Origin of the sequence: Pseudomonas sp. FYR_5 (assembly GCF_043106315.1) — a bacterium.
GTDB lineage: Bacteria > Pseudomonadota > Gammaproteobacteria > Pseudomonadales > Pseudomonadaceae > Aquipseudomonas > Aquipseudomonas putida_Y.
This window is the reverse complement of record NZ_JBICMK010000095.1, coordinates 11,563-30,643: the sequence shown is the minus strand read 5'-3', so window position 1 is coordinate 30,643 and position 19,081 is coordinate 11,563. Positions and strand designations below refer to the sequence as shown.

Here is a 19,081-nt window from a genome sequence, read left to right as displayed (position 1 = left end):
GTAAGTCAATGAGAATGCTGGATCTCTGGTTACCCGTTTTTCGTGGCTATCGAGATTACGTCCAAAGTACGTATCGCATGTTACATATAGATTGCGACTTTCGGATAAGTTCAACGATGGTTCTATTTGCTGGCCGAGGCCATCAGAACCCCAAAACAAAAGAAGGTAATACCGGAGAGCTTGCCGGCGATTCGCGCACCACGGTTGGTCGACAACCAACCCCTGGCACCACTGGCCATCAGCGCGTAGCCGGTGTGTACCAGCACGACCAGCAACGCGTAGGAAGAGACCAGCAGGAAGAACTGCCTGTAGTAGTTGGCCTGCGGGCTGATGAATTGTGGGAACACCGCCAGGAAGAAGAATCCAGCCTTGGGATTCAGCAGCTGGATCGACAACGCTTCGACGAAGCGCCGCCAAGGTTGCGTGGCGGTCACGGTGAGCTCCGGGATGAAACGCTGGGTACGCCACATCTTCACCCCCAAGTACAACAGGTACAACGCGCCGACGTACTTGAGTACGGTGAACGCCGTTGCCGAGGTCGCCAGAACCAACCCCACGCTACTGGCCGAGAGCCCAGCGACGATGAAAGCGCCCAGGGCGATACCGAAGATCCCCGTCAGAGCACCGCTCCAACCGTGGCGCAGGGCATTGGAGAGAGTCAGCACCACCCCGGGGCCGGGGCTCAATACGGTAAGGGTCGCGAGGATGAGAAACAGTCCATAACTGGCCATGCAAGGTGCCTCCTGGCAATAAATTCAACAGCTACCGGGTGTCCGCAGCCTGGACTGCTCCAAGTAGCCCCGGTTAACAACGCGCCTGTACCGACCACGTGCAGCGTGGCCCATTGGATCTGCCCCTTCAGCCTGTGACAACCTTTATTATTGAGACACATGAAAAGCCCTCCATCCGGAGGTCTTTTCATTTCTGATATTCAGAAAACGGCCACTCACTCATACGATCCAGATCATGATCATGGCCTGACGCAGCGAGTGGGGCTCATCAGATTTGCATGGCCATGCCATCCACATTCATCGCCGCCTGGCGCAGGGCCTCGGAGCGCGTCGGGTGTGGGTGGCAGGTGAGGGCGATATCTTCTGCCGAGGCCGAGAACTCCATAGCCACGCAGAACTCACCAATCATCTCGCTGACGCTTGGGCCCACCAGGTGCACACCCAGTACTTCATCGGTTTCGGCATCGGCGATGACCTTGGCGAAGCCTTCGGTCTCGTGGTTGATCTTGGCACGGCTGTTGGCGGTGAAGGGGAACTTGCCAACCTTGTAGACACGTCCTTCGGCCTTGAGCTGCTCTTCAGTCTTGCCCACGGTGGCCATCTCCGGGCGGGTATAGATCACGCCAGGGATGAGGTTGTAGTTGACCTCGTGGGGCTTGCCGGCGATGCGTTCGATACAGGCCACCGCTTCGTCTTCGGCCTTGTGCGCTAGCATCGGGCCCGAAGTGACGTCGCCAATCACCCAGACACCCGGCACTGAGGTACGGTGGTGCTCGTTGCCGAGCATGCCGCGCTTGTCGGTTTCCAGGCCCACGCTTTCCAGGTTCAGCCCTTTGGTATAAGGACGGCGGCCGATAGCCACCAACACGTAGTCGGCTTGCAGCGATTCTGCGGTACCACCGGCGGCAGGCTCCAGCGTCAGGCTGACGCCATCGGCACCTGCGGTAGCCTGAGTCACTTTACTGCCCAGCTTGAACATCATGCCTTGCTTGGCGAGAGCCTTCTGCAGGGCCTTGGCGGTTTCCGTGTCAGTGCCTGGGCAGATGCGGTCCAGGTATTCGATGACAGTGACCTGACTACCCAGGCGGCGCCAGACCGAACCCAGCTCAAGACCGATCACGCCAGCACCGATGACGACCAGGTGCTTGGGCACTTGCGGCAGCGACAGCGCGCCGGTCGAGTCAATGATGCGCTGGTTGTCGACGGTCACACCTGGCAGAGGGGTAGGCTCAGAACCGGTGGCAATGACGATGTCCTTGGCCTGCAATGCAGTTTCGCTTCCGTCTTCGGCCTTGACCACGACCTTGCCGATGCCATCCAGGCGGCCCCAGCCTTTGATCCACTCGACCTTGTTCTTGCGAAACAGGTATTCGATGCCCTTGGTCAGGCCTGTCACGCTCTCATCCTTCTGTCTCATCATCTGGGCGAGGTTGAGGGTGGGCTTTACTTCGATACCGAGGTGGGCGAACTCGTCACCGCTGGCCGCTTCGTAAAGCTCCGAAGCATGCAGCAGTGCCTTGGATGGCATGCAGCCGACGTTCAGGCAGGTACCGCCCAAGGTCGAGCGGCCTTCCACGCAGGCAACGCTCAGGCCCAACTGGCCAGCACGGATGGCTGCGTTGTAGCCGCCAGGGCCACCGCCGATGATCACCACGTCATAGGATTTCATGGGTTCAACTCCAGGATGTAGAAGTGCGAGAGGGCACAAGGTTAAGCTGAGACGCACAGATTGTATACAATCTGCTGTGTGGATAAGATCAGTTGGTTCTAGACCATGGTCTTGCTTAGAGGAAACATCCTACAGATGAACTACTCTGATCCGGTGACGTTCGAAATATTAGGCGTCGTGGCCAATTACGGACAGGAGGGGTGTTTCATGCTTGCTCAACTTCCACCTGCATTGCAGAGCTTGCATCTGCCGCTGAGGCTGAAGCTGTGGGACGGCAACCATTTTGATCTTGGGCCTAGTCCTCAGGTCACGATTTTGGTCAAGGAACCACAGCTGATCAGCCAGTTGACCCACCCAAGCATGGACCAGCTAGGCACCGCATTCGTCGAAGGCAAGCTGGAGCTGGAAGGCGATATCGGTGAGGCCATCCGCGTGTGCGACGAGCTGAGCGAAGCGCTGCTGGCGGATGAGGATGAAACGCCGCCGCAACGGTTGTCTCATGACAAGAGCACCGACGCCAAGGCAATCTCCTACCACTATGACGTGTCCAACGCGTTCTACCAGCTTTGGCTGGACCAGGACATGGCCTATTCCTGCGCCTACTTCCGTGAGCCGGACAATACGCTCGACCAGGCGCAGCAGGACAAGTTCGACCACCTGTGCCGCAAGCTGCGCCTGGATGCCGGTGACTACCTGCTCGATGTTGGCTGTGGCTGGGGCGGGCTGGCGCGGTTCGCTGCCCGTGAATATGGCGCCAAGGTGTTCGGCATTACCCTGAGCAAGGAGCAATTGAAGCTCGGCCGCAAGCGTGTGCAAGCCGAAGGGCTTGCCGACAAGGTCGACCTGCAGATTCTCGATTATCGCGATCTGCCTCAGGATGGTCGCTTCGACAAGGTTGTCAGCGTGGGTATGTTCGAGCATGTCGGGCATGCCAACCTGGCGCTGTACTGCCAGAAGCTGTTTGGGGCGGTGAGGGAAGGGGGGCTGGTGATGAACCACGGCATCACAGCCAAGCACGTCGATGGCCGACCGGTCGGGCGCGGGGCGGGTGAGTTCATCGATCGCTATGTATTCCCCCACGGCGAACTGCCGCACCTGTCGATGATCAGCGCCAGTATCTGTGAAGCCGGGCTGGAGGTAGTGGACGTGGAGAGCCTGCGCCTGCACTACGCTAAAACCTTGCACCACTGGAGCGAGAACCTGGAGAACCAGTTGCACAAGGCAGCAGCGCTGGTGCCTGAGAAGACCCTGCGGATCTGGCGTTTGTACTTGGCCGGGTGTGCCTACGCCTTTCAGAAGGGCTGGATCAACCTGCACCAGATACTGGCAGTGAAGCCATACGCCGACGGGCATCATGACCTGCCCTGGACGCGGGAAGACTTGTACCGCTGAAATCGTAAGTGTCTCAGCCCTGATTTGGCTTTGCAGGAGCGGCCTTTAGCGCGAAAAGGCCGCTTTCAACGGGAGTACTCACCCTAAAGAATCGGCGATATCAGCCGCGCAATTCGCATCCCCAATTGCTGCAGTCGATGGGTATCTTGGGTGTCTTCTGCAGTAATTTCCCGCGCTTGTTCGAAGTCTTCCTGGAGCATGTGCTCGACCTGGTCTGCGAAGCCGCGATCGACTGTCAGCAGGGTAATCTCGAAGTTCAGACGGAACGAGCGGTTGTCCAGGTTGGCACTCCCAATGGCGCTGACGTCATCATCCACCAGCACTACCTTTTGATGCAGAAACCCGGGTTGGTAACGGAACATACGTACCCCCGCGCGCACTGCTTCGAAGGCAAACAGGCTGGAGGCGGCGTAGACGATGCGGTGGTCAGGGCGTGACGGGATCAGCACCCGCACATCTACTCCCCGTAGCACCGCCAGCCGCAAGGCGGCGAACACGGCCTCGTCAGGGATGAAGTAGGGGCTGGTGATCCACACCCTGCGGGTGGCCGAATGAATCGCTTCAAGGAAGAACAGCGAGCAGGTTTCTTGTGGGTCTGCCGGGCCGCTGGCCAAGGCCTGACACAGCACGCCGTTGTCCGGGTACGTATCGGGCAGGATCAGCGGCGGTAGCTGGCGCGTGGCCCAGTACCAGTCTTCGGCGAATGACTCTTGCAGGCAGGCCAATACCGGACCGCTGATCTGTACGTGGGTGTCACGCCAGGGTGAAAGCTGTGGATGTTCACCCAGGTACTCGTCTCCCACGTTGTGACCGCCGAGGAAGCCGAGCAACCCATCCACTACCACAATCTTGCGATGGTTGCGGAAGTTCACCTGGAAGCGGTTGAACCAGCCGCGACGGGTGGCGAATGCATGGATCTGCACACCGCCGTCACGTAGCAACTGGCTGTAGCTGGCCGGCAAGGCGTGGCTGCCGACACGGTCGTACAGCACGAACACCTGCACGCCTTCGGCGGCTTTACGTAGCAAGAGTTGCTGCAGTGCCTTGCCGAGGGTGTCGTCATGAATGATGAAGAACTGCACCAGTACCACATCGCGTGCTTTCTCGATGGCTGCGAAGATCGCATCGAAGGTGGCCTTGCCGTTGATCAACAATTTCACCTGGTTATTTGCCAGGCATGGCATGCGACCTAGCTTGGGCATGGCGCGCAAAGCTGTATAGCTTTCCGACTCGCGGGCGGCAAGGGCTTCTTCAACCCAAGGCCGCCAGTTGAGATTGGCCATGGCCACGTGCATTTCCTGGTTGGCTTGGCGCCGAGCCATGATGTAGGCATAGAACGAGCGGGCGCCGAAAATCAGGTAGGGGATCAAGGTGAGGTAAGGGATGAAGAGCAAGGGCATCGCCCACGCAATGGCACCCTGAGCTGTCCGCACCGTGAACAGCGCATGCAGTGCGGCGACAATACCCAGCAGATGGATCAGGCCGAGTAGGTAACCAAAGAAGTAGGGGCTGTGGTAATCCATATGCATCCTGCTTGCCGAGTACACTTGAGGTAACAGAACACGTTCCCGGTCCGCCTGCAACCCGCAGGCGGATTTGGCGTCTAAGGCTCAGTCCGGCCCGTTTGACCGGCTTTTTTCCAGGAGCGTTCGTCCATGAAGAATCGTCTGCCACTGTTGGCGTTGGCCCTAGGCATGAGCAGTCCGCTGGTGCAAGCCCAGATGCTGCAACCGGGTTTGTGGGAGCTGACCACCAGCAACATGCAGGTCGATGGCAAGCCGCTACCCGACATGGAATTCATGCTCGGCCAGTTGAAGAACCTGCCGCCAGAGCAGCGCGCGATGATGGAAGGAGTGTTGGCCAAGCAAGGGGTAAGTATAGGTGGCAAGGGTGTGCGTTCGTGCCTGACGCCAGAACAGGTGGCAACGAATGACATTCCGCTGCAGGACCCGAAATCGGGCTGCACGCAGAAAATTACTGACCGTACCGGTAACGTGTGGAAATTCCAGTTCAGCTGCCCAAAGGCACAGGGTAGTGGCCAGGCTACATTCCTCAGTGATCGGGAATTCACCACCCAGGTCAGTGGCACGTTCAACGCTTCGGGTGTGCAGCAGCAAGGCAGCATGAACACGCGTGCGGTGTGGTTAGGCAATGATTGCGGGGCGGTCAAACCGCGCAGCTGAAATCCCCACTGGTGAGTGGCAACCGCGTCGTGGGCATGCAGGCTCGGATAGTTCCACGTGGAACATTTCATTTCGATCCTTGTCTCGACGCGGTTACGGCTTAGCTTTTCGGTCTGACAAAGGGCTGGTCAAGGCTGGCGTTTTCAGCACGAGCTCGACGCTGACTTACAAAAGAGGCGGCAGAGAAAAAGCGTTCTAAATAAAAGCAGGGGTCAACGGCACCCCTCGATCAAGCTGCAATGCAGCTTGAAGCGCTCCCCGCTGGAACTGGATACGCGGTTCAAAGTGGTCCAGCCTACGCGGCGGCTGTAACCCACCCAGGCCTCACCATCGCTGGCCAGGCCGGTAAAAAAAGTCAATGTGCCATAGCGGCTGTTGGTTTGTGCCCACAGCCGACGGCTGCTGAAGTCGTAGCCGCGAAGGTAGAAGGTGCTGCCTTCAGTACGCACACTGTAGTAACTGCCTTTGCCGTCCTGGCAAGCGAGCAGCGTCGCACTTCGCGTACAAAGGGCCAGTGTTTGGTTTTGTGGCATGGCCAACAGGGAAGCAGGCATGGCGAGTAACAGCAATGCCATGACGCGTGGCAGATTCATTTTTCATCCTCTGTGAGCACTCGTCCGTCGAGAACCACTTGGCGAAAGTGTATTGTTACCTTATAACATTATGCAATGCATCGTTTCGAATGCGTCTGCCTGAAGAGGTTCGCCATGTCCAATCGTCTCCCCGTCACCGTGCTGTCCGGCTTTCTCGGCGCCGGCAAGAGCACGCTGCTCAACCATGTGCTGCGCAACCGCGACAACCTTCGGGTCGCGGTTATCGTCAACGATATGAGTGAAATCAACATCGATGCCAGCGAGGTGCAGCGCAATGTCAGTCTCAACCGCGCTGAAGAGAAACTGGTCGAGATGAGCAACGGCTGCATTTGCTGCACGTTGCGCGAAGACCTGCTTGAGGAGGTTGCGCGGCTGGCCGAAGAGGGGCGTTTCGATTATTTGCTGATCGAGTCCACCGGTATCTCTGAGCCACTGCCAGTGGCTGAGACTTTCACTTTCCGCGACGAGCAGGGTCGCAGTCTGTCCGATATGGCGCGACTGGACACCATGGTCACCGTGGTCGATGGCTTGAACTTCCTGCGCGACTATCAAGCAGCAGACAGCCTGGCCAGCCGCGGCGAAACGTTGGGCGAAGAAGACGAGCGGTCGATCAGTGATTTGTTGATCGAGCAGGTCGAGTTCGCAGATGTGCTGCTGCTGAGCAAGATCGACCTGATCAGCCAACATGAGCGCGAAGAACTCATCGCCATTCTGCGCAGCCTCAATGCCCGGGCGCAGATTGTACCCATGGTCATGGGCCAAGTGCCGCTGGCACGTATCCTCGACACCGGGCTGTTCGACTTCGATCAGGCGGCCCAGGCACCAGGCTGGTTGCAGGAACTGCGCGGTGAGCATGTGCCAGAAACCGAAGAGTACGGTATCGCGGCCATGACCTGGCAGGCTCGACGCCCGCTTCATCCACAGCGCTTTTACGACTTTATCCACAAGGACTGGAGTAACGGAAGGCTGCTGCGTTCCAAAGGCTTTTTCTGGTTGGCCAGCAAATATCAGGGAGCGGGCAGCTGGTCGCAAGCGGGTGGCATGATGCGCCATGGTCTGGCTGGCCGCTGGTGGCGCTTCGTGCCACGCGAGCAGTGGCCGCAGGATGTGGATAACACGAGCGAGATCTTGAAACACTGGACCGCTGAGACCGGTGACTGCCGTCAGGAGTTGGTGTTTATCGGGCAGAATATCGACTTCGAAAAATTATCCACAGCCCTCGATGCATGCCTGTTGACGGATCAAGAAATGGACTTGGGCCACATGGGCTGGTTGCGCCTACCTGACCCATTTGGCCCATGGCATGAGGAGGCGGCAGCATGAACCTGGCGCACCGACCTGTGGATATCTTTCAGGTGTTTGGCGAGACGCCCCAGGTGCTGGCCGAAGTGCTGCAGGATGGCGTAAACCTGGCTGTATGGCGGCGGCGCTTGCCGGCACAACTGGAGGACTTTGCCGCACTGGTGATCAGCCTTGGCCAGCCCTTGGCTGATCAGCGGGTAATTGATGTGGACGAGGAACAGAAGCCGGTATTGCCAGATCTGCTGCGTGAAGCGGCGGATTTGCATGGATATGAAGCTTTCGTTGCTGATGTGACCTGGTTGGTGGCGGCTTATACCTGCCTGGTTGGCGCACGTCGGGTCGGTTTGCGCTTGCGCGTTCTGGACGGTCCCATGTGTCCACGCTTCCATGTGGATAACGTACCGTTGCGCCTGCTCACCACCTACGTCGGCCCAGGTAGCGAATGGTTGCAAGAACGGGATAGCGGTCGTGGTGAGTTACACACAGCTGAACCATCTGTGGATAACATCCAGCAACTGCAAACCGGTGAGGTGGCGATACTCAAAGGTGAAAAATGGCAGGGTAATGAAGGGGCAGGCCTGGTTCATAGGTCGCCTTCGGCACAGCAGGGGCGTTTGCTGCTCAGCCTTGACTGGCTGGCCTGACAGCGCATAGTGAGGCATCACCGCCGCCTGAAGCCACGCCATGTTGCAGAACATTCCCACCCATGTAATTGCTGGCCCGCTGGGTGCTGGCAAGACCACTTTGATCCGTCACTTGCTGGCCCAGCGCCCAGCCAACGAGCACTGGGCGGTATTGATCAACGAGTTCGGCCTGGTCGGCCTGGATGCAGCCTTACTCAGCCGTGACGAAGACGGCATTGCCATCGGCGAGGTCGCAGGTGGCTGCCTGTGCTGCGTCAACGGCATGCCGTTCCAGGTGGGCCTGGGCCGATTGCTACGCAAATCGCGGCCTGACCGGCTGTTTATCGAACCTTCCGGCCTGGGCCATCCGTTGCAGCTGCTGGCTCAGTTGCAACAAGCGCCTTGGGTTGGAGTGCTGACAATTCAGCCACTCTTGATGGTTGTGGATGCCCAGGCCATGGCTCGAAACGAGCCGCTTCCAGAGGCTCAACAGCAGGCTTTCAATGCCTCTGAACACGTGGTTTTCAATAAATCAGAGGCTGTGGATGAACAACATAAGTTGTTGATAACTAATAAATTTAAAGAAAGGAACATTGTGTGGACCGTGCAAGGGCAACTGCCTCTGTCCGGCCTTCCGACGGCCCCCGAACAGATTGTTGACAGCTCATTACTGAAAAACCAGATTGTCGACAATCCTGGAGTCGCTCCCGCATTACTGTGGACAGACCCCCGTCAGCCGATGTGCCTTGCCCAGCAAGGGGAGGGCGGTTGGAGTATTGGCTGGCGCTGGCACCCTGGCCAACAGTTTTATCCACAGCGGCTAAAAGCTTTCTTGTGTGCTTTGCCATGGCGACGGGCCAAGGGAGTTATCCACAGCATGGAGGGCTGGTGGTCGTTCAATGGGCTGAATGGGGATATGCCCGCTTGGCAGCCCAGCGACTGGCGCAGGGATAGCCGTATCGAGCTGATTTTCGATCAGCCGCAACCGCAACCCGCGTTGCAAGCCGGGTTGAATGAATGTCGCGTCAGTTGATCAGTTGCGCCAGCGGTTGTGCTCCTGGCGCCATTGCTGCATCTCTATGACGTTGTCGGTGCGTGGTGGGGTCTTGATTTCGAACGGGTAGGGCGCCAGTTCGATCTGCACGCTGTGGGCGCCGAACTGGGTCGCGGTGCCGGGGTGACGTTGCTCACCCGTGACGGTGAATTCGAAGGCATAGACGCGTGCCAGGCGCTTGCGGCCATTGGCATCCCGGACAAAGGCGATGCGCTTGAGCGCTACGGCATCATCAAGCAACTCCAGGTCGAGTTTGGCGCAATGCTGTTTGACCCGTTCCAAGGCCTTTTCACGCAACCCATGGTTGTGCCACAACCAGGCGCCTGCCGTGGCTACCAGCATCAGGACGAAGAGGTTCTCCAGGGTCAACATTTGCATATGCTCCAAACAGGTAGATCCAGCTTAACTGCGTTCCTGGCCTGTCGTACAGGTGGCAATCGAGTTCATACTGCGCTGCGCACAATCCTTGAAACAGCTTTGGAAAACTCCCGCATGAAACGTACCCCGCACCTGCTCGCCATTCAGTCCCACGTGGTGTTCGGCCACGCCGGCAACAGCGCCGCGGTATTCCCCATGCAGCGTATCGGGGTCAATGCCTGGCCGCTCAATACCGTGCAGTTCTCCAATCACACACAGTATGGCCAGTGGGCGGGTGAAGTGCTTGCCCCAGCGCAAATTCCTGCGTTGGTGGAAGGCATTTCCAACATCGGCGAGCTGGGCCACTGCGATGCGGTGCTTTCCGGCTACCTGGGCAGCGCCGAACAAGGGCGAGCGATCCTGGCTGGCGTCGAGCGGATCAAGACCGTGAACCCAAAGGCCTTGTACCTGTGCGACCCGGTCATGGGGCACCCGGAGAAGGGCTGCATCGTGCCGCCGGAAGTCAGTGAGTTCCTGCTTGACGAGGCGGCAGCCACGGCGGACATCCTGTGCCCCAACCAGCTGGAGCTGGACAGCTTCTGTGGGCGCCGCGCCCAGTCGCTGGAGGATTGCGTGAACATGGCGCGCAGCCTTCTGCAGCGTGGGCCGCAGGTTGTACTGGTCAAGCACCTGGTTTATCCCGGGCGGGCCGAAGATCAGTTTGAAATGCTGCTGGTGACTGCCGAGCATTGTTGGCACCTGCGCCGCCCGCTGCTGGCGTTCCCGCGTCAGCCGGTGGGGGTGGGTGACCTGACCTCAGGGCTGTTCCTGGCGCGGGTGCTGCTCGGCGACAGCTGGGTGCAGGCATTCGAATTCACGGCTGCGGCAGTGCATGAAGTGCTGCTGGAAACCCAGGCCTGCGCCAGCTATGAATTGCAGTTGGTACGGGCCCAGGACCGCATTGCGCACCCACGGGTGCGCTTCGAGGCGCAGCTGCTCGCGCTTTAAATAGCGTCGGTTTTCAGGTCCTGGTAGCGCTTTTCCAGCTCCTGGCGGATCTGCCGGCGCTGCTGGCCTTGCAGGAAGCGGCGCTTTTCTTCGCTGCTGTGGGGCTGGCGTGGTGGCACTGGCACCGGGCGGCGGTTGTCATCGACCGCGACCATGGTGAAGAAGCAGCTGTTGGAATGGCGCACCGAGCGCTCGCGAATGTTCTCGGTCACGACTTTGATGCCAACTTCCATTGAAGTGTTGCCGGTGTAGTTGACCGACGCCAGGAAGGTCACCAGTTCACCCACGTGTACGGGTTCACGGAAGATCACCTGGTCGACCGACAGGGTCACCACATAACTGCCGGCATAACGGCTGGCGCATGCATAAGCCACTTCATCGAGGTACTTGAGCAGGGTGCCGCCATGTACGTTGCCAGAGAAGTTGGCCATGTCCGGGGTCATCAGGACGGTCATGCTCAGCTGGGCGTTTCCAGGTTCCATAGTGTGCTCACGGTGAGGTTGCGCTGAATCGGGCGAATGGAGGGCGTTATCTGCTGACACTGTTGTTCCCCTCTCTGAATTTGCCTTGCTGATACGGGACGTTGGCTGGCGCGCTGTCGTCACGCTGATCATGCCATCGCGAGCGCTTTTCCAGCCGATCTGTTTCTGCATATTGCACCGACTTTTAGCGGCGGGGTGCGATGTTAACCTGAGTACGCCCATGCAACATGGGCGTCTCTGCATTCAATACAGTATGTACTTGCTGCTCGCTCGGTTTTGCCTCGACAGGGGGTCTGCCCAGGCATTCATAAGAAGACGAGATAAGGAGTATCACGCCATGCATGCCATCAGCTTCATCCAGGACCTGGCAGTCATCATGCTGATCGCTGGCGTCGTCACCATTCTTTTTCACCGCCTCAAGCAGCCGGTGGTGCTGGGCTACATTGTCGCCGGCTTCATCATTGGCCCGCACACCCCGCCGTTTGGCCTGATTCATGATGAGGAAACCATCAAGATCCTCGCTGAACTGGGTGTGATATTCCTCATGTTCTGTCTGGGGCTCGAGTTCAGCCTACGCAAGCTGTTCAAGGTCGGCGCCACGGCATTCATCGCAGCGTTCCTGGAAATCGTGCTGATGATCTGGATCGGCTTCGAGATTGGCCGTTGGTTTGGCTGGAGCACCATGGATTCACTGTTCCTGGGCGCTATCCTGGCCATCTCCTCCACAACCATCATCGTCAAGGCGCTCAACGACTTGAAGATGAAGAACGAGCGCTTTGCCCAGCTGATTTTTGGTGTGCTGATCGTCGAGGACATACTTGGCATCGGTATCATTGCCCTGCTGTCAGGCATCGCGGTCAGCGGCACGGTCAGCTCGGGCGAGGTGTTCTCCACTGTCGGCAAGCTGTCGCTGTTCATGATCGTCGCTCTGGTCATCGGTATTTTGCTGGTGCCGCGGTTATTGGCCTATGTCGCCAGGTTCGAAAGCAACGAAATGTTGCTGATCACCGTTCTGGGCCTGTGTTTCGGCTTCTGCCTGCTGGTTGTGAAGCTGGAATACAGCATGGTACTGGGCGCTTTCCTGATTGGCGCGATCATGGCCGAATCACGCCAGTTATTGAAGATTGAACGGCTGATCGAGCCCGTACGTGACCTGTTCAGTGCCATCTTCTTCGTCGCCATCGGTCTGCTGATTGACCCTCAGGTGCTCCTCGACTATGCCTGGCCGATCGTGGTCATCACCTTGGCGGTGGTACTGGGCAAGATGCTGTCTTGTGGTATGGGGGCGTTCATTGCCGGTAATGACGGGCGCACGTCACTGCGTGTGGGCATGGGTCTTTCGCAGATCGGCGAGTTCTCCTTCATCATTGCCGCGCTGGGTATGACCTTGCAGGTGACCAGCGATTTCCTGTACCCGGTGGCGGTGGCGGTATCGGCAATCACCACGCTGTTGACACCGTACCTGATCCGCGCGGCCGACCCGTTGTCGCAAAAGTTGGGCAATATGGTGCCTGCTCGCCTGGCACGGGTGCTTTCGTTGTATGGCGAGTGGTTGCGCAACATCCAGCCGCAGGGCGAGAGTGCCATGCTGGTTGCGATGATCCGGCGCATCCTGTTACAGGTGGGGGTGAACCTGGCGCTGGTGATCGCCATCTTTTTCAGCGGGGGCTACTTTGCAGCGCGTATCGGCAACTGGCTCAGCGAGTGGGTAAGCGATGTTAGTCTGCAGAAGGCGTTGATCTGGGGCGCAGCGTTGTTGCTGTCGCTGCCATTCCTGATCGCCGCCTACCGCAAGCTCAAGGCCCTGTCGATGCTGCTTGCAGAAATGGGCGTCAAGCCAGAAATGGCCGGGCGGCATACCCAGCGTGTGCGTCGCGTGATCGCTGAGGTGATCCCGCTATTGTCGCTGCTGGTAATTTTCCTGCTGCTGTCGGCATTGTCGGCGAGTATTTTGCCGACTAGCGAGTTACTGCTGGTGATTGCTGTGGTAGCTGCAGTGGTGGTGGCGTTGTTGTGGCGCTGGTTCATCCGCGTGCATACGCGTATGCAGATTGCCTTGCTAGAGACGCTGGAGAACAGTCGCGAGAACTCGCAATGAGGGGAACACGCCCTGTGCAGTATTTCACCGTCGCCCAAGGGAATGGGGGCGATATCCCTGTCGCCAGGCGCAGAAAGCCTGGCGACTTTAACTACATTGATGGCCTCAGCCGTCTTTTTTCCAGCCTGGAATCGCGTGGATTTCTCTACAGGCGCTAGAAATCAGCTCTCCAGCCAAACATCTCGCGCCCAATGCCACACCGATTCCCAACTGTCTTCGCCGACACCTTCCTCTTCGGCATCCCATAGCACCACGGTGCCGTCTTCTTCCACGCAATAGTAATTGTCGCCGTCCTGGCACAGTGGAATCAGGTCGCGCGGTACGCCGGCATCCCAGGCGTTGGAGGCCACATCTGGCAGGTAGGTGTGCGACTGCGGATCAGTGACGGTAACAGGCTCAAGGGAGCCGTAAACCACATCACTTACGGTCAGCAGAAACTCTTTGAACACGAATGGAATATTGATGAACAGCTGCTCTTCGATCTCTACCAGCTGGTCTTCGTCGGGAAGCTCCAGGGGCACCGGTACCGGCTCATTCGCTTCACGGAGTTGTTCGATCACTTCTTCCACGGTTCACTTCCTCTGACCTAGATGACAACGCTGCGCCTTATACCCTAGTAGCCCACTTTGGCAAAAGCAAAAAACCCCGGGCAAGCCCGGGGTTCTCTGTTTAGCGCGCAGCGATTAGCCGTTTTGACGGATACCGGCTACCAGCCAAGGCTGGTTCTCGCCTTGGGCGCGAACCATGTGCCAGCTTTCGCTGAACACTTCGCCCTGGTCGAAGCGCGAATTCTTCGATACGCCACGGAAGGTCAGGGTAGCGTCGGTGCGGTCGGCGCGGTCATCGACACCGTCCAGTTGCACTTCCAGGTTATCGATGTAGGTAGATTGGAAGCCATCGCCCAGTTCAGCACGCTCACGCTTGAGGAACTCGAGCATTTGCGGGGTAACGAACTCGCTGATCTTGTCCATTTCGTTGGCGTCCCAGTGCTGCTGCAGCGACTGGAAATGGCTACGGGCTGCTGCCAGGAAGCTCTGCTCGTTGAACCAGGCCGGCGCGTTGATCACCGGGGCGGCTGCGGCAGCGGGTGCGGCTGAACCACCGAAAATCGACGGCTGCGAAGGCTGAGCGTGAGCCTCACGCTGCATCGGCGCATGGCCCGGCATGGCCATTTGTGGCTGCTGCTGGCGGCGACGCGCGGCGATGAAGCGGAACACGAGGAAGGCGATAAGCGCCACGATCAGGAAGTCCATGATCTGGAAGCCTTCGAAACCGTCGCCCATGAACATGGAAGCCAGCAGGCCACCGGCGGCGAGGCCAGCCAGTGGGCCCAACCAGCGCGAAGCACCGCTGGCGGCAGCCGGTGCACGGCCAGGTGCGGTCGGCGCGGCAGCAGGCGTGGTTGGCGTAGCCTGGCGGGTCTGGTGGATAGGCGCGGAGCCCGAGCTCTTGCCGCCGCCGAAACGCTTGGCGCTGGCGTCCAGGCTCAGCGTCAGGCCGACGCAGAGCGCCAGTGCGATGCTAAGAAAACGTTGCATAAGTGGGATATCCCCTGTTGTGGATTGCACGCGCGTCATGGTGCACAGGTTCCCGGGCACATGACCAGCGACATAATGTTTCGAGCTTTTGCCTGAATGTTACAAAGCTGGGGGCCCGACCCTTGTGGGCTTTAGATAGCCTCGAGCTTGGCATACCCCAGCATCAGCCATTTACTACCTTCGGCAAAATTCACCTGCACCCGCGCCTGAGCGCCAGAACCTTCGAAATTGAGGATTACGCCTTCGCCGAATACCGCATGCTGCACACGCTGGCCAAGGTTGAACGCGGTCTGCGGAATGCTGGCATTGGCGAACAGGTTGCTGTTGGTGGCCGTCTTGGCCCCGCCGAACGGGCGGCTGACGCTGTTGGACAGGCGTACTTCCTGAACCAGGCCTGCCGGAATTTCACGCACGAAACGCGACACCTTGTTGTAAGTCTCGCTGCCATAAAGGCGGCGTGTTTCGGCGTAGGTCATGACCAACTGGCGCATGGCGCGGGTGATGCCTACATAAGCCAGGCGTCGTTCCTCTTCCAGGCGGCCGGGTTCTTCCAGGCTCATCTTGTGCGGGAACAAGCCTTCTTCCATGCCCACCAGGAACACATAGGGGAATTCCAGGCCTTTGGCGCTGTGCAGGGTCATCAGCTGGATGCTGTCTTCATGCTCGTCAGCCTGAGTATCGCCAGCTTCGAGTGAGGCGTGGCCAAGGAAGGCCGAGAGCGGGGACAGGTCGGCGTCTTCGTCGGTGGACTCGAAGTTGCGTGCCGCACTGACCAGTTCCTCAAGGTTTTCTACCCGTGCCTGGCCCTTTTCACCTTTTTCTTCCTGGTGATAGGTGATCAGGCCGGACTGTTCGATGGTGGTCTGGGTCATGGTATGCAGCGGCATGTCCACGACCTTGGCGGCCAGCCCCTCGATCAGCTCGATAAAGGCCCCCAGGGCACTGGCAGCGCGGCCTTTCAGGGCCTTGGCGGCGAGCAGCTGGCACATGGCCTCCCACATGGACAGCTGGCTGTGGCGGGCGTGCTCGCGGATGGCTTCGACGGTTTTTTCGCCAATACCGCGCGGCGGCACGTTGATCACCCGCTCCAGAGCGGCATCGTTGCCACGCCCTTCGATCAGGCGCAGGTAAGCCATGGCATTCTTGATTTCGGCGCGCTCGAAGAAGCGCTGGCCGCCATAGATGCGGTAGGGGATGCGCTCGCGCAGCAGGGCTTCTTCCAGCACTCGCGACTGGGCGTTGGAGCGGTACAGGATGGCGATCTCGTTGCGCGCATTACCCTGCTTGACCAGGCTCTCGATGGTTTCCACGACATAGCGCGCTTCATCGTGCTCGTTGTAGGCCGCGTACAGGGTCAGTGGTTCGCCTTCGCCCATGTCGGTCCACAGTTCCTTGCCCAGGCGCCCGCTGTTGTTGGCGATCAGCGCGTTGGCCGCCTTGAGGATGCCGCCGGTGGAGCGGTAGTTCTGCTCCAGGCGGATCATTTCGGCGTCGGGGAAGTCGGCGGTGTACTGGTGAATGTTTTCGATCTTGGCGCCGCGCCAGCCGTAGATCGACTGGTCGTCATCGCCTACCGCCATCAGGCTGTCGCCGCCGCGTGCCAGCAGGCGCAACCAGGCGTACTGCACGGCGTTGGTATCCTGGAACTCGTCCACCAGCACGTGGCGGAAGCGTCGCTGATAGTGTTCCAGCAGGCCCGGGTGGTCACGCCACAGGTCCAGGGCGCGAAGCAGCAGCTCGGAGAAATCGATGACACCGGCGCGCTCGCACGCCTGCTCGTAGGCCGTATAGACCTCGCGCATGGTCGCCAGGAACAGGTCGCCCCCCGCCTGGATATGCTGCGGGCGCAGGCCTTCGTCTTTCTGCCCGTTGATGAACCACTGGGCCTGGCGTGCCGGCCACTTCTGCTCGTCCAGGCCCAACTCGCGCATCACCCGCTTGATCAGGCGCTGCTGGTCGTCGCTGTCGAGGATCTGGAAGTTCTGCACCAGCCGCGCTTCCTGCCAGTGGGCCCGCAACAGGCGATGGGCCAGGCCGTGGAAGGTACCGACCCACATGCCTGCCGGGTTGATGCCCAGCAGTTGCTCGATCCGCTGGCGCATTTCTGCCGCGGCCTTGTTGGTGAACGTCACCGACAGGATCGAGTGCGGCGACGCCTGCTCGACCTGGATCAGCCAGGCGATGCGGTGTACCAGCACGCGGGTTTTACCGGAACCGGCGCCGGCAAGCACCAGTTGACGCCCGAGCGTGGCCGCTACGGCCTGGCGTTGGGCATCGTTGAGGGAATTCAGCAGGAGAGAGAGGTCGTCTGTGCGCATCGGGCCATTCTAGGGCGATGCCGGGTAAGGGGCAAATATCTACTGTATGAATATTCACCTGGCTGCATCCCGCTCATCGGCCCGAGGCCAGGTCACGGCCTGCGCAAGCTGGCGGAGGCATGGTCAGTCGATGGCCTTCACGTTATGGATTTCGCACCTTCGAACTTCATCTGCTGCTGTTTCAGATTAAAGGTCGCGCCATCGCGCAGGTCATTCAGCCATGCCAGCGCCTGCCATGCCTGGCGAGCAGGCTGTTGGCTTGCTCGGGCCCGAAACTGCCAGCCGGGTAGGGGCGGGGTGCCTGGAAGTGTTCTTCACAGCCCTTGATGATTGGATCTACCCAGGCCCAGGCTGCTTCCACTTCATCGCGGCGCATGAACAGTGTCGAATCACCTTCGAGCACATCCAGCAGCAGACGCTCGTAGGCTTCCCAGCGGCGAGTCTGGCTGAACACCTGGGCCAGATTAAGGTCCAGCTCCACGGGTTCCAGGCGCATGCCCTTGCCTGGGCTCTTGGTCATCATGCGCAGGCTGATGCGTTCGTCCGGTTGCAGCTGTATCAGTAGCTGGTTGACCTGGCCGCCGCTGAACAGTTCGTGAGGCACTGGCTTGAACTGGATGACGATCTGCGAAGCGCGCCGCGCCATGCGTTTGCCGGTGCGCAGATAGAAAGGCACGCCCGCCCAGCGCCAGTTGTCGATGTGCGCCTCGATGGCCACGAAAGTCTCGGTATCGCTGTCGTTGTCGACATCCTTTTCAAAGTAGTAGGCCGGCACTTCCTGGCCGCCGATACGTCCGGCGCCATATTGGCCGCGTACTGTCTTGTCCTGTACATCCTGGCCAGTGATCGGCTTGAGGGCGCGCAGGATTTTCACCTTTTCGTCGCGTACCGCTTCGGCCTCGAACTGCGCGGGTGGCTCCATGGCCACCAGGCACAGCAGTTGCAGCAGGTGGTTCTGCAGCATGTCGCGAATAGCCCCGGCGCGGTCGTAGTAGGCACCGCGGTTTTCTACGCCCAGCGTCTCGCAAACGCTGATCTGGACATGGTCGACCTGGTTGTTGCGCCACACTGGCTCCAGCAGGGCATTGGCAAAACGCAGGGCCATCAGGTTCTGCACGGTTTCCTTGCCCAGATAGTGGTCGATGCGAAACACCTGGCTTTCCTCGAACACCGTGCCAATCGCTTCATTGATGGCAGTGGCTGATTCCAGCGAATGGCCGATCGGCTTTTCCAGCACGATGCGCGCTTCGGTGTCGGCCAGTCCGGCAATGCGCAGGTGGTTGGCAATCGGTACGAACAGGTTGGGGGCGGTGGCCAGGTAGAAGATGCGCGTCAGCCCACCGGGTTCGCCCAGGTAGCGTGCCAGGCGGCCGAAGTCGGCGCTCTGTGAAGCATCCATCGGGAAGTAGTCGACACGTGCGGAAAACCGCTGCCACACCTCTTCGTCGAAGTCACTGCGGGCAATCTGCGCCCGACAATGGCGTTCGGCGAGCTTCAGATAGTCGATGCGTGGCAGGTTGCGCCTGGCCAGTGCGATGACCCGCACGGCAGGGTTCAGACGGGCCTCGCGAAACAGGTGGTAGAGCGCCGGAAGCAATTTGTGCAGGGCCAGATCGCCGGTGCCGCCGAAGACCAGAATGTCGCAAGGAATAGTCAAACCACCACTCTCCACGTTCGTTTAACTGGGCGGGTTGGCGTCCATGTAGTATAACTACAAGAAAGCTACAACCCGG

17 protein-coding genes are annotated in these 19,081 nt (G+C 59.3%); 7 read left to right on the top strand and 10 right to left on the bottom strand.

The genetic code is table 11. The features are described from left to right. Nucleotides 1–122: 122 nt before the first annotated feature. Both ACF8RA_RS17730 and lpdA read right to left on the bottom strand, forming a co-directional pair. A complete protein-coding gene (locus ACF8RA_RS17730; protein ID WP_392519401.1) occupies nucleotides 123–731 on the bottom strand; it encodes a LysE family translocator in 609 nt (202 codons plus the stop codon). 268 nt (nucleotides 732–999) lie between these two features. Continuing rightward, on the bottom strand, nucleotides 1,000–2,400 hold the full coding sequence (gene lpdA / locus ACF8RA_RS17725) for a dihydrolipoyl dehydrogenase (protein WP_176682939.1): 1,401 nt from the start codon (nucleotides 2,398–2,400) through the stop codon (nucleotides 1,000–1,002). 207 nt (nucleotides 2,401–2,607) lie between these two features. On the opposite strand from lpdA, the gene cfaB reads away from it, so the two are divergent. Next, nucleotides 2,608–3,792 carry a C17 cyclopropane fatty acid synthase CfaB gene (gene cfaB / locus ACF8RA_RS17720; protein WP_021785301.1) on the top strand — a complete coding sequence of 395 codons (1,185 nt, stop codon included), beginning with the start codon at nucleotides 2,608–2,610 and terminating at the stop codon, nucleotides 3,790–3,792. An 83-nt stretch (nucleotides 3,793–3,875) separates the two neighbouring features. On the opposite strand, the gene cls is transcribed toward cfaB, so the two are convergent. Next, complete coding sequence (cls, locus tag ACF8RA_RS17715) at nucleotides 3,876–5,315, bottom strand: cardiolipin synthase (RefSeq protein WP_176682937.1); 1,440 nt, start codon at nucleotides 5,313–5,315, stop codon at nucleotides 3,876–3,878. Between the two features lie 132 nt (nucleotides 5,316–5,447). Between cls and ACF8RA_RS17710 the strand changes: the two genes are divergently transcribed. Beyond that, nucleotides 5,448–5,975, top strand: coding sequence for a DUF3617 domain-containing protein (locus tag ACF8RA_RS17710; RefSeq protein WP_176682936.1), 528 nt, complete (start codon nucleotides 5,448–5,450; stop codon nucleotides 5,973–5,975). 212 nt (nucleotides 5,976–6,187) lie between these two features. On the opposite strand, the gene ACF8RA_RS17705 is transcribed toward ACF8RA_RS17710, so the two are convergent. Beyond that, nucleotides 6,188–6,568: a glutamine synthetase gene (locus ACF8RA_RS17705; protein ID WP_176682935.1), complete on the bottom strand. Its 381-nt coding sequence runs from the start codon at nucleotides 6,566–6,568 to the stop codon at nucleotides 6,188–6,190. A 114-nt stretch (nucleotides 6,569–6,682) separates the two neighbouring features. On the opposite strand from ACF8RA_RS17705, the gene zigA reads away from it, so the two are divergent. The 3 genes from zigA to ACF8RA_RS17690 are packed head-to-tail and all read left to right on the top strand — an operon-like array spanning nucleotide 6,683 to nucleotide 9,526. After that, nucleotides 6,683–7,891, top strand: coding sequence for a zinc metallochaperone GTPase ZigA (gene zigA, locus ACF8RA_RS17700; protein ID WP_392519400.1), 1,209 nt, complete (start codon nucleotides 6,683–6,685; stop codon nucleotides 7,889–7,891). Next, a complete protein-coding gene (locus ACF8RA_RS17695; protein ID WP_176682933.1) occupies nucleotides 7,888–8,514 on the top strand; it encodes a DUF1826 domain-containing protein in 627 nt (208 codons plus the stop codon). Before zigA ends, ACF8RA_RS17695 begins: the two co-directional genes overlap by 4 nt. A gap of 40 nt (nucleotides 8,515–8,554) precedes the next feature. Further along, nucleotides 8,555–9,526 carry a CobW family GTP-binding protein gene (locus ACF8RA_RS17690; protein WP_392519399.1) on the top strand — a complete coding sequence of 324 codons (972 nt, stop codon included), beginning with the start codon at nucleotides 8,555–8,557 and terminating at the stop codon, nucleotides 9,524–9,526. On the opposite strand, the gene ACF8RA_RS17685 is transcribed toward ACF8RA_RS17690, so the two are convergent. Then, nucleotides 9,527–9,919 (bottom strand): DUF3301 domain-containing protein, encoded by a 393-nt coding sequence (locus ACF8RA_RS17685; RefSeq protein WP_176682931.1) that lies wholly within the window; start codon nucleotides 9,917–9,919, stop codon nucleotides 9,527–9,529. Nucleotides 9,920–10,039: 120 nt separating this feature from the next. Here ACF8RA_RS17685 and pdxY point away from each other — a divergent pair, with 120 nt between their 5' ends. Beyond that, nucleotides 10,040–10,912: a pyridoxal kinase PdxY gene (pdxY, locus tag ACF8RA_RS17680; protein ID WP_176682930.1), complete on the top strand. Its 873-nt coding sequence runs from the start codon at nucleotides 10,040–10,042 to the stop codon at nucleotides 10,910–10,912. On the opposite strand, the gene ACF8RA_RS17675 is transcribed toward pdxY, so the two are convergent. Then, on the bottom strand, nucleotides 10,909–11,394 hold the full coding sequence (locus ACF8RA_RS17675) for an acyl-CoA thioesterase (protein WP_003253263.1): 486 nt from the start codon (nucleotides 11,392–11,394) through the stop codon (nucleotides 10,909–10,911). The genes pdxY and ACF8RA_RS17675 overlap by 4 nt on opposite strands. 337 nt (nucleotides 11,395–11,731) lie before the next feature. Here ACF8RA_RS17675 and ACF8RA_RS17670 point away from each other — a divergent pair, with 337 nt between their 5' ends. Then, nucleotides 11,732–13,492: a cation:proton antiporter gene (locus tag ACF8RA_RS17670; protein WP_176682929.1), complete on the top strand. Its 1,761-nt coding sequence runs from the start codon at nucleotides 11,732–11,734 to the stop codon at nucleotides 13,490–13,492. Nucleotides 13,493–13,653: 161 nt separating this feature from the next. Here ACF8RA_RS17670 and ACF8RA_RS17665 read toward each other — a convergent pair whose 3' ends face one another. The 4 genes from ACF8RA_RS17665 to zwf form a co-directional block, all read right to left on the bottom strand. After that, on the bottom strand, nucleotides 13,654–14,061 hold the full coding sequence (locus ACF8RA_RS17665; RefSeq protein WP_176682928.1) for an SMI1/KNR4 family protein: 408 nt from the start codon (nucleotides 14,059–14,061) through the stop codon (nucleotides 13,654–13,656). Nucleotides 14,062–14,175: 114 nt separating this feature from the next. After that, on the bottom strand, nucleotides 14,176–15,030 hold the full coding sequence (locus tag ACF8RA_RS17660; protein WP_176682927.1) for a Tim44 domain-containing protein: 855 nt from the start codon (nucleotides 15,028–15,030) through the stop codon (nucleotides 14,176–14,178). Between the two features lie 131 nt (nucleotides 15,031–15,161). Next, on the bottom strand, nucleotides 15,162–17,348 hold the full coding sequence (gene uvrD, locus ACF8RA_RS17655; RefSeq protein WP_176682926.1) for a DNA helicase II: 2,187 nt from the start codon (nucleotides 17,346–17,348) through the stop codon (nucleotides 15,162–15,164). 214 nt (nucleotides 17,349–17,562) lie between these two features. Then, the gene (gene zwf / locus ACF8RA_RS17650; protein ID WP_176682925.1) at nucleotides 17,563–19,005 is read right to left on the bottom strand and encodes a glucose-6-phosphate dehydrogenase; all 1,443 of its coding nucleotides are present in this window, start codon (nucleotides 19,003–19,005) and stop codon (nucleotides 17,563–17,565) included. Between the last annotated feature and the right edge of the window lie 76 nt (nucleotides 19,006–19,081).

Excerpts from the sequence above, each read along its gene's own strand:
- cfaB (WP_021785301.1), top strand. The coding sequence starts at position 2,608 with ATGCTTGCTCAACTTCCACCTGCATTGCAGAGCTTGCATCTGCCGCTG.
- ACF8RA_RS17690 (WP_392519399.1), top strand. The coding sequence starts at position 8,555 with ATGTTGCAGAACATTCCCACCCATGTAATTGCTGGCCCGCTGGGTGCT.
- lpdA (WP_176682939.1), bottom strand. The coding sequence starts at position 2,400 with ATGAAATCCTATGACGTGGTGATCATCGGCGGTGGCCCTGGCGGCTAC.
- ACF8RA_RS17675 (WP_003253263.1), bottom strand. The coding sequence starts at position 11,394 with ATGGAACCTGGAAACGCCCAGCTGAGCATGACCGTCCTGATGACCCCG.
- cls (WP_176682937.1), bottom strand. The coding sequence starts at position 5,315 with ATGGATTACCACAGCCCCTACTTCTTTGGTTACCTACTCGGCCTGATC.
- ACF8RA_RS17705 (WP_176682935.1), bottom strand. The coding sequence starts at position 6,568 with ATGAATCTGCCACGCGTCATGGCATTGCTGTTACTCGCCATGCCTGCT.
- zigA (WP_392519400.1), top strand. The coding sequence starts at position 6,683 with ATGTCCAATCGTCTCCCCGTCACCGTGCTGTCCGGCTTTCTCGGCGCC.
- ACF8RA_RS17695 (WP_176682933.1), top strand. The coding sequence starts at position 7,888 with ATGAACCTGGCGCACCGACCTGTGGATATCTTTCAGGTGTTTGGCGAG.
- ACF8RA_RS17670 (WP_176682929.1), top strand. The coding sequence starts at position 11,732 with ATGCATGCCATCAGCTTCATCCAGGACCTGGCAGTCATCATGCTGATC.
- ACF8RA_RS17730 (WP_392519401.1), bottom strand. The coding sequence starts at position 731 with ATGGCCAGTTATGGACTGTTTCTCATCCTCGCGACCCTTACCGTATTG.
- pdxY (WP_176682930.1), top strand. The coding sequence starts at position 10,040 with ATGAAACGTACCCCGCACCTGCTCGCCATTCAGTCCCACGTGGTGTTC.
- ACF8RA_RS17685 (WP_176682931.1), bottom strand. The coding sequence starts at position 9,919 with ATGTTGACCCTGGAGAACCTCTTCGTCCTGATGCTGGTAGCCACGGCA.
- ACF8RA_RS17660 (WP_176682927.1), bottom strand. The coding sequence starts at position 15,030 with ATGCAACGTTTTCTTAGCATCGCACTGGCGCTCTGCGTCGGCCTGACG.
- ACF8RA_RS17710 (WP_176682936.1), top strand. The coding sequence starts at position 5,448 with ATGAAGAATCGTCTGCCACTGTTGGCGTTGGCCCTAGGCATGAGCAGT.
- uvrD (WP_176682926.1), bottom strand. The coding sequence starts at position 17,348 with ATGCGCACAGACGACCTCTCTCTCCTGCTGAATTCCCTCAACGATGCC.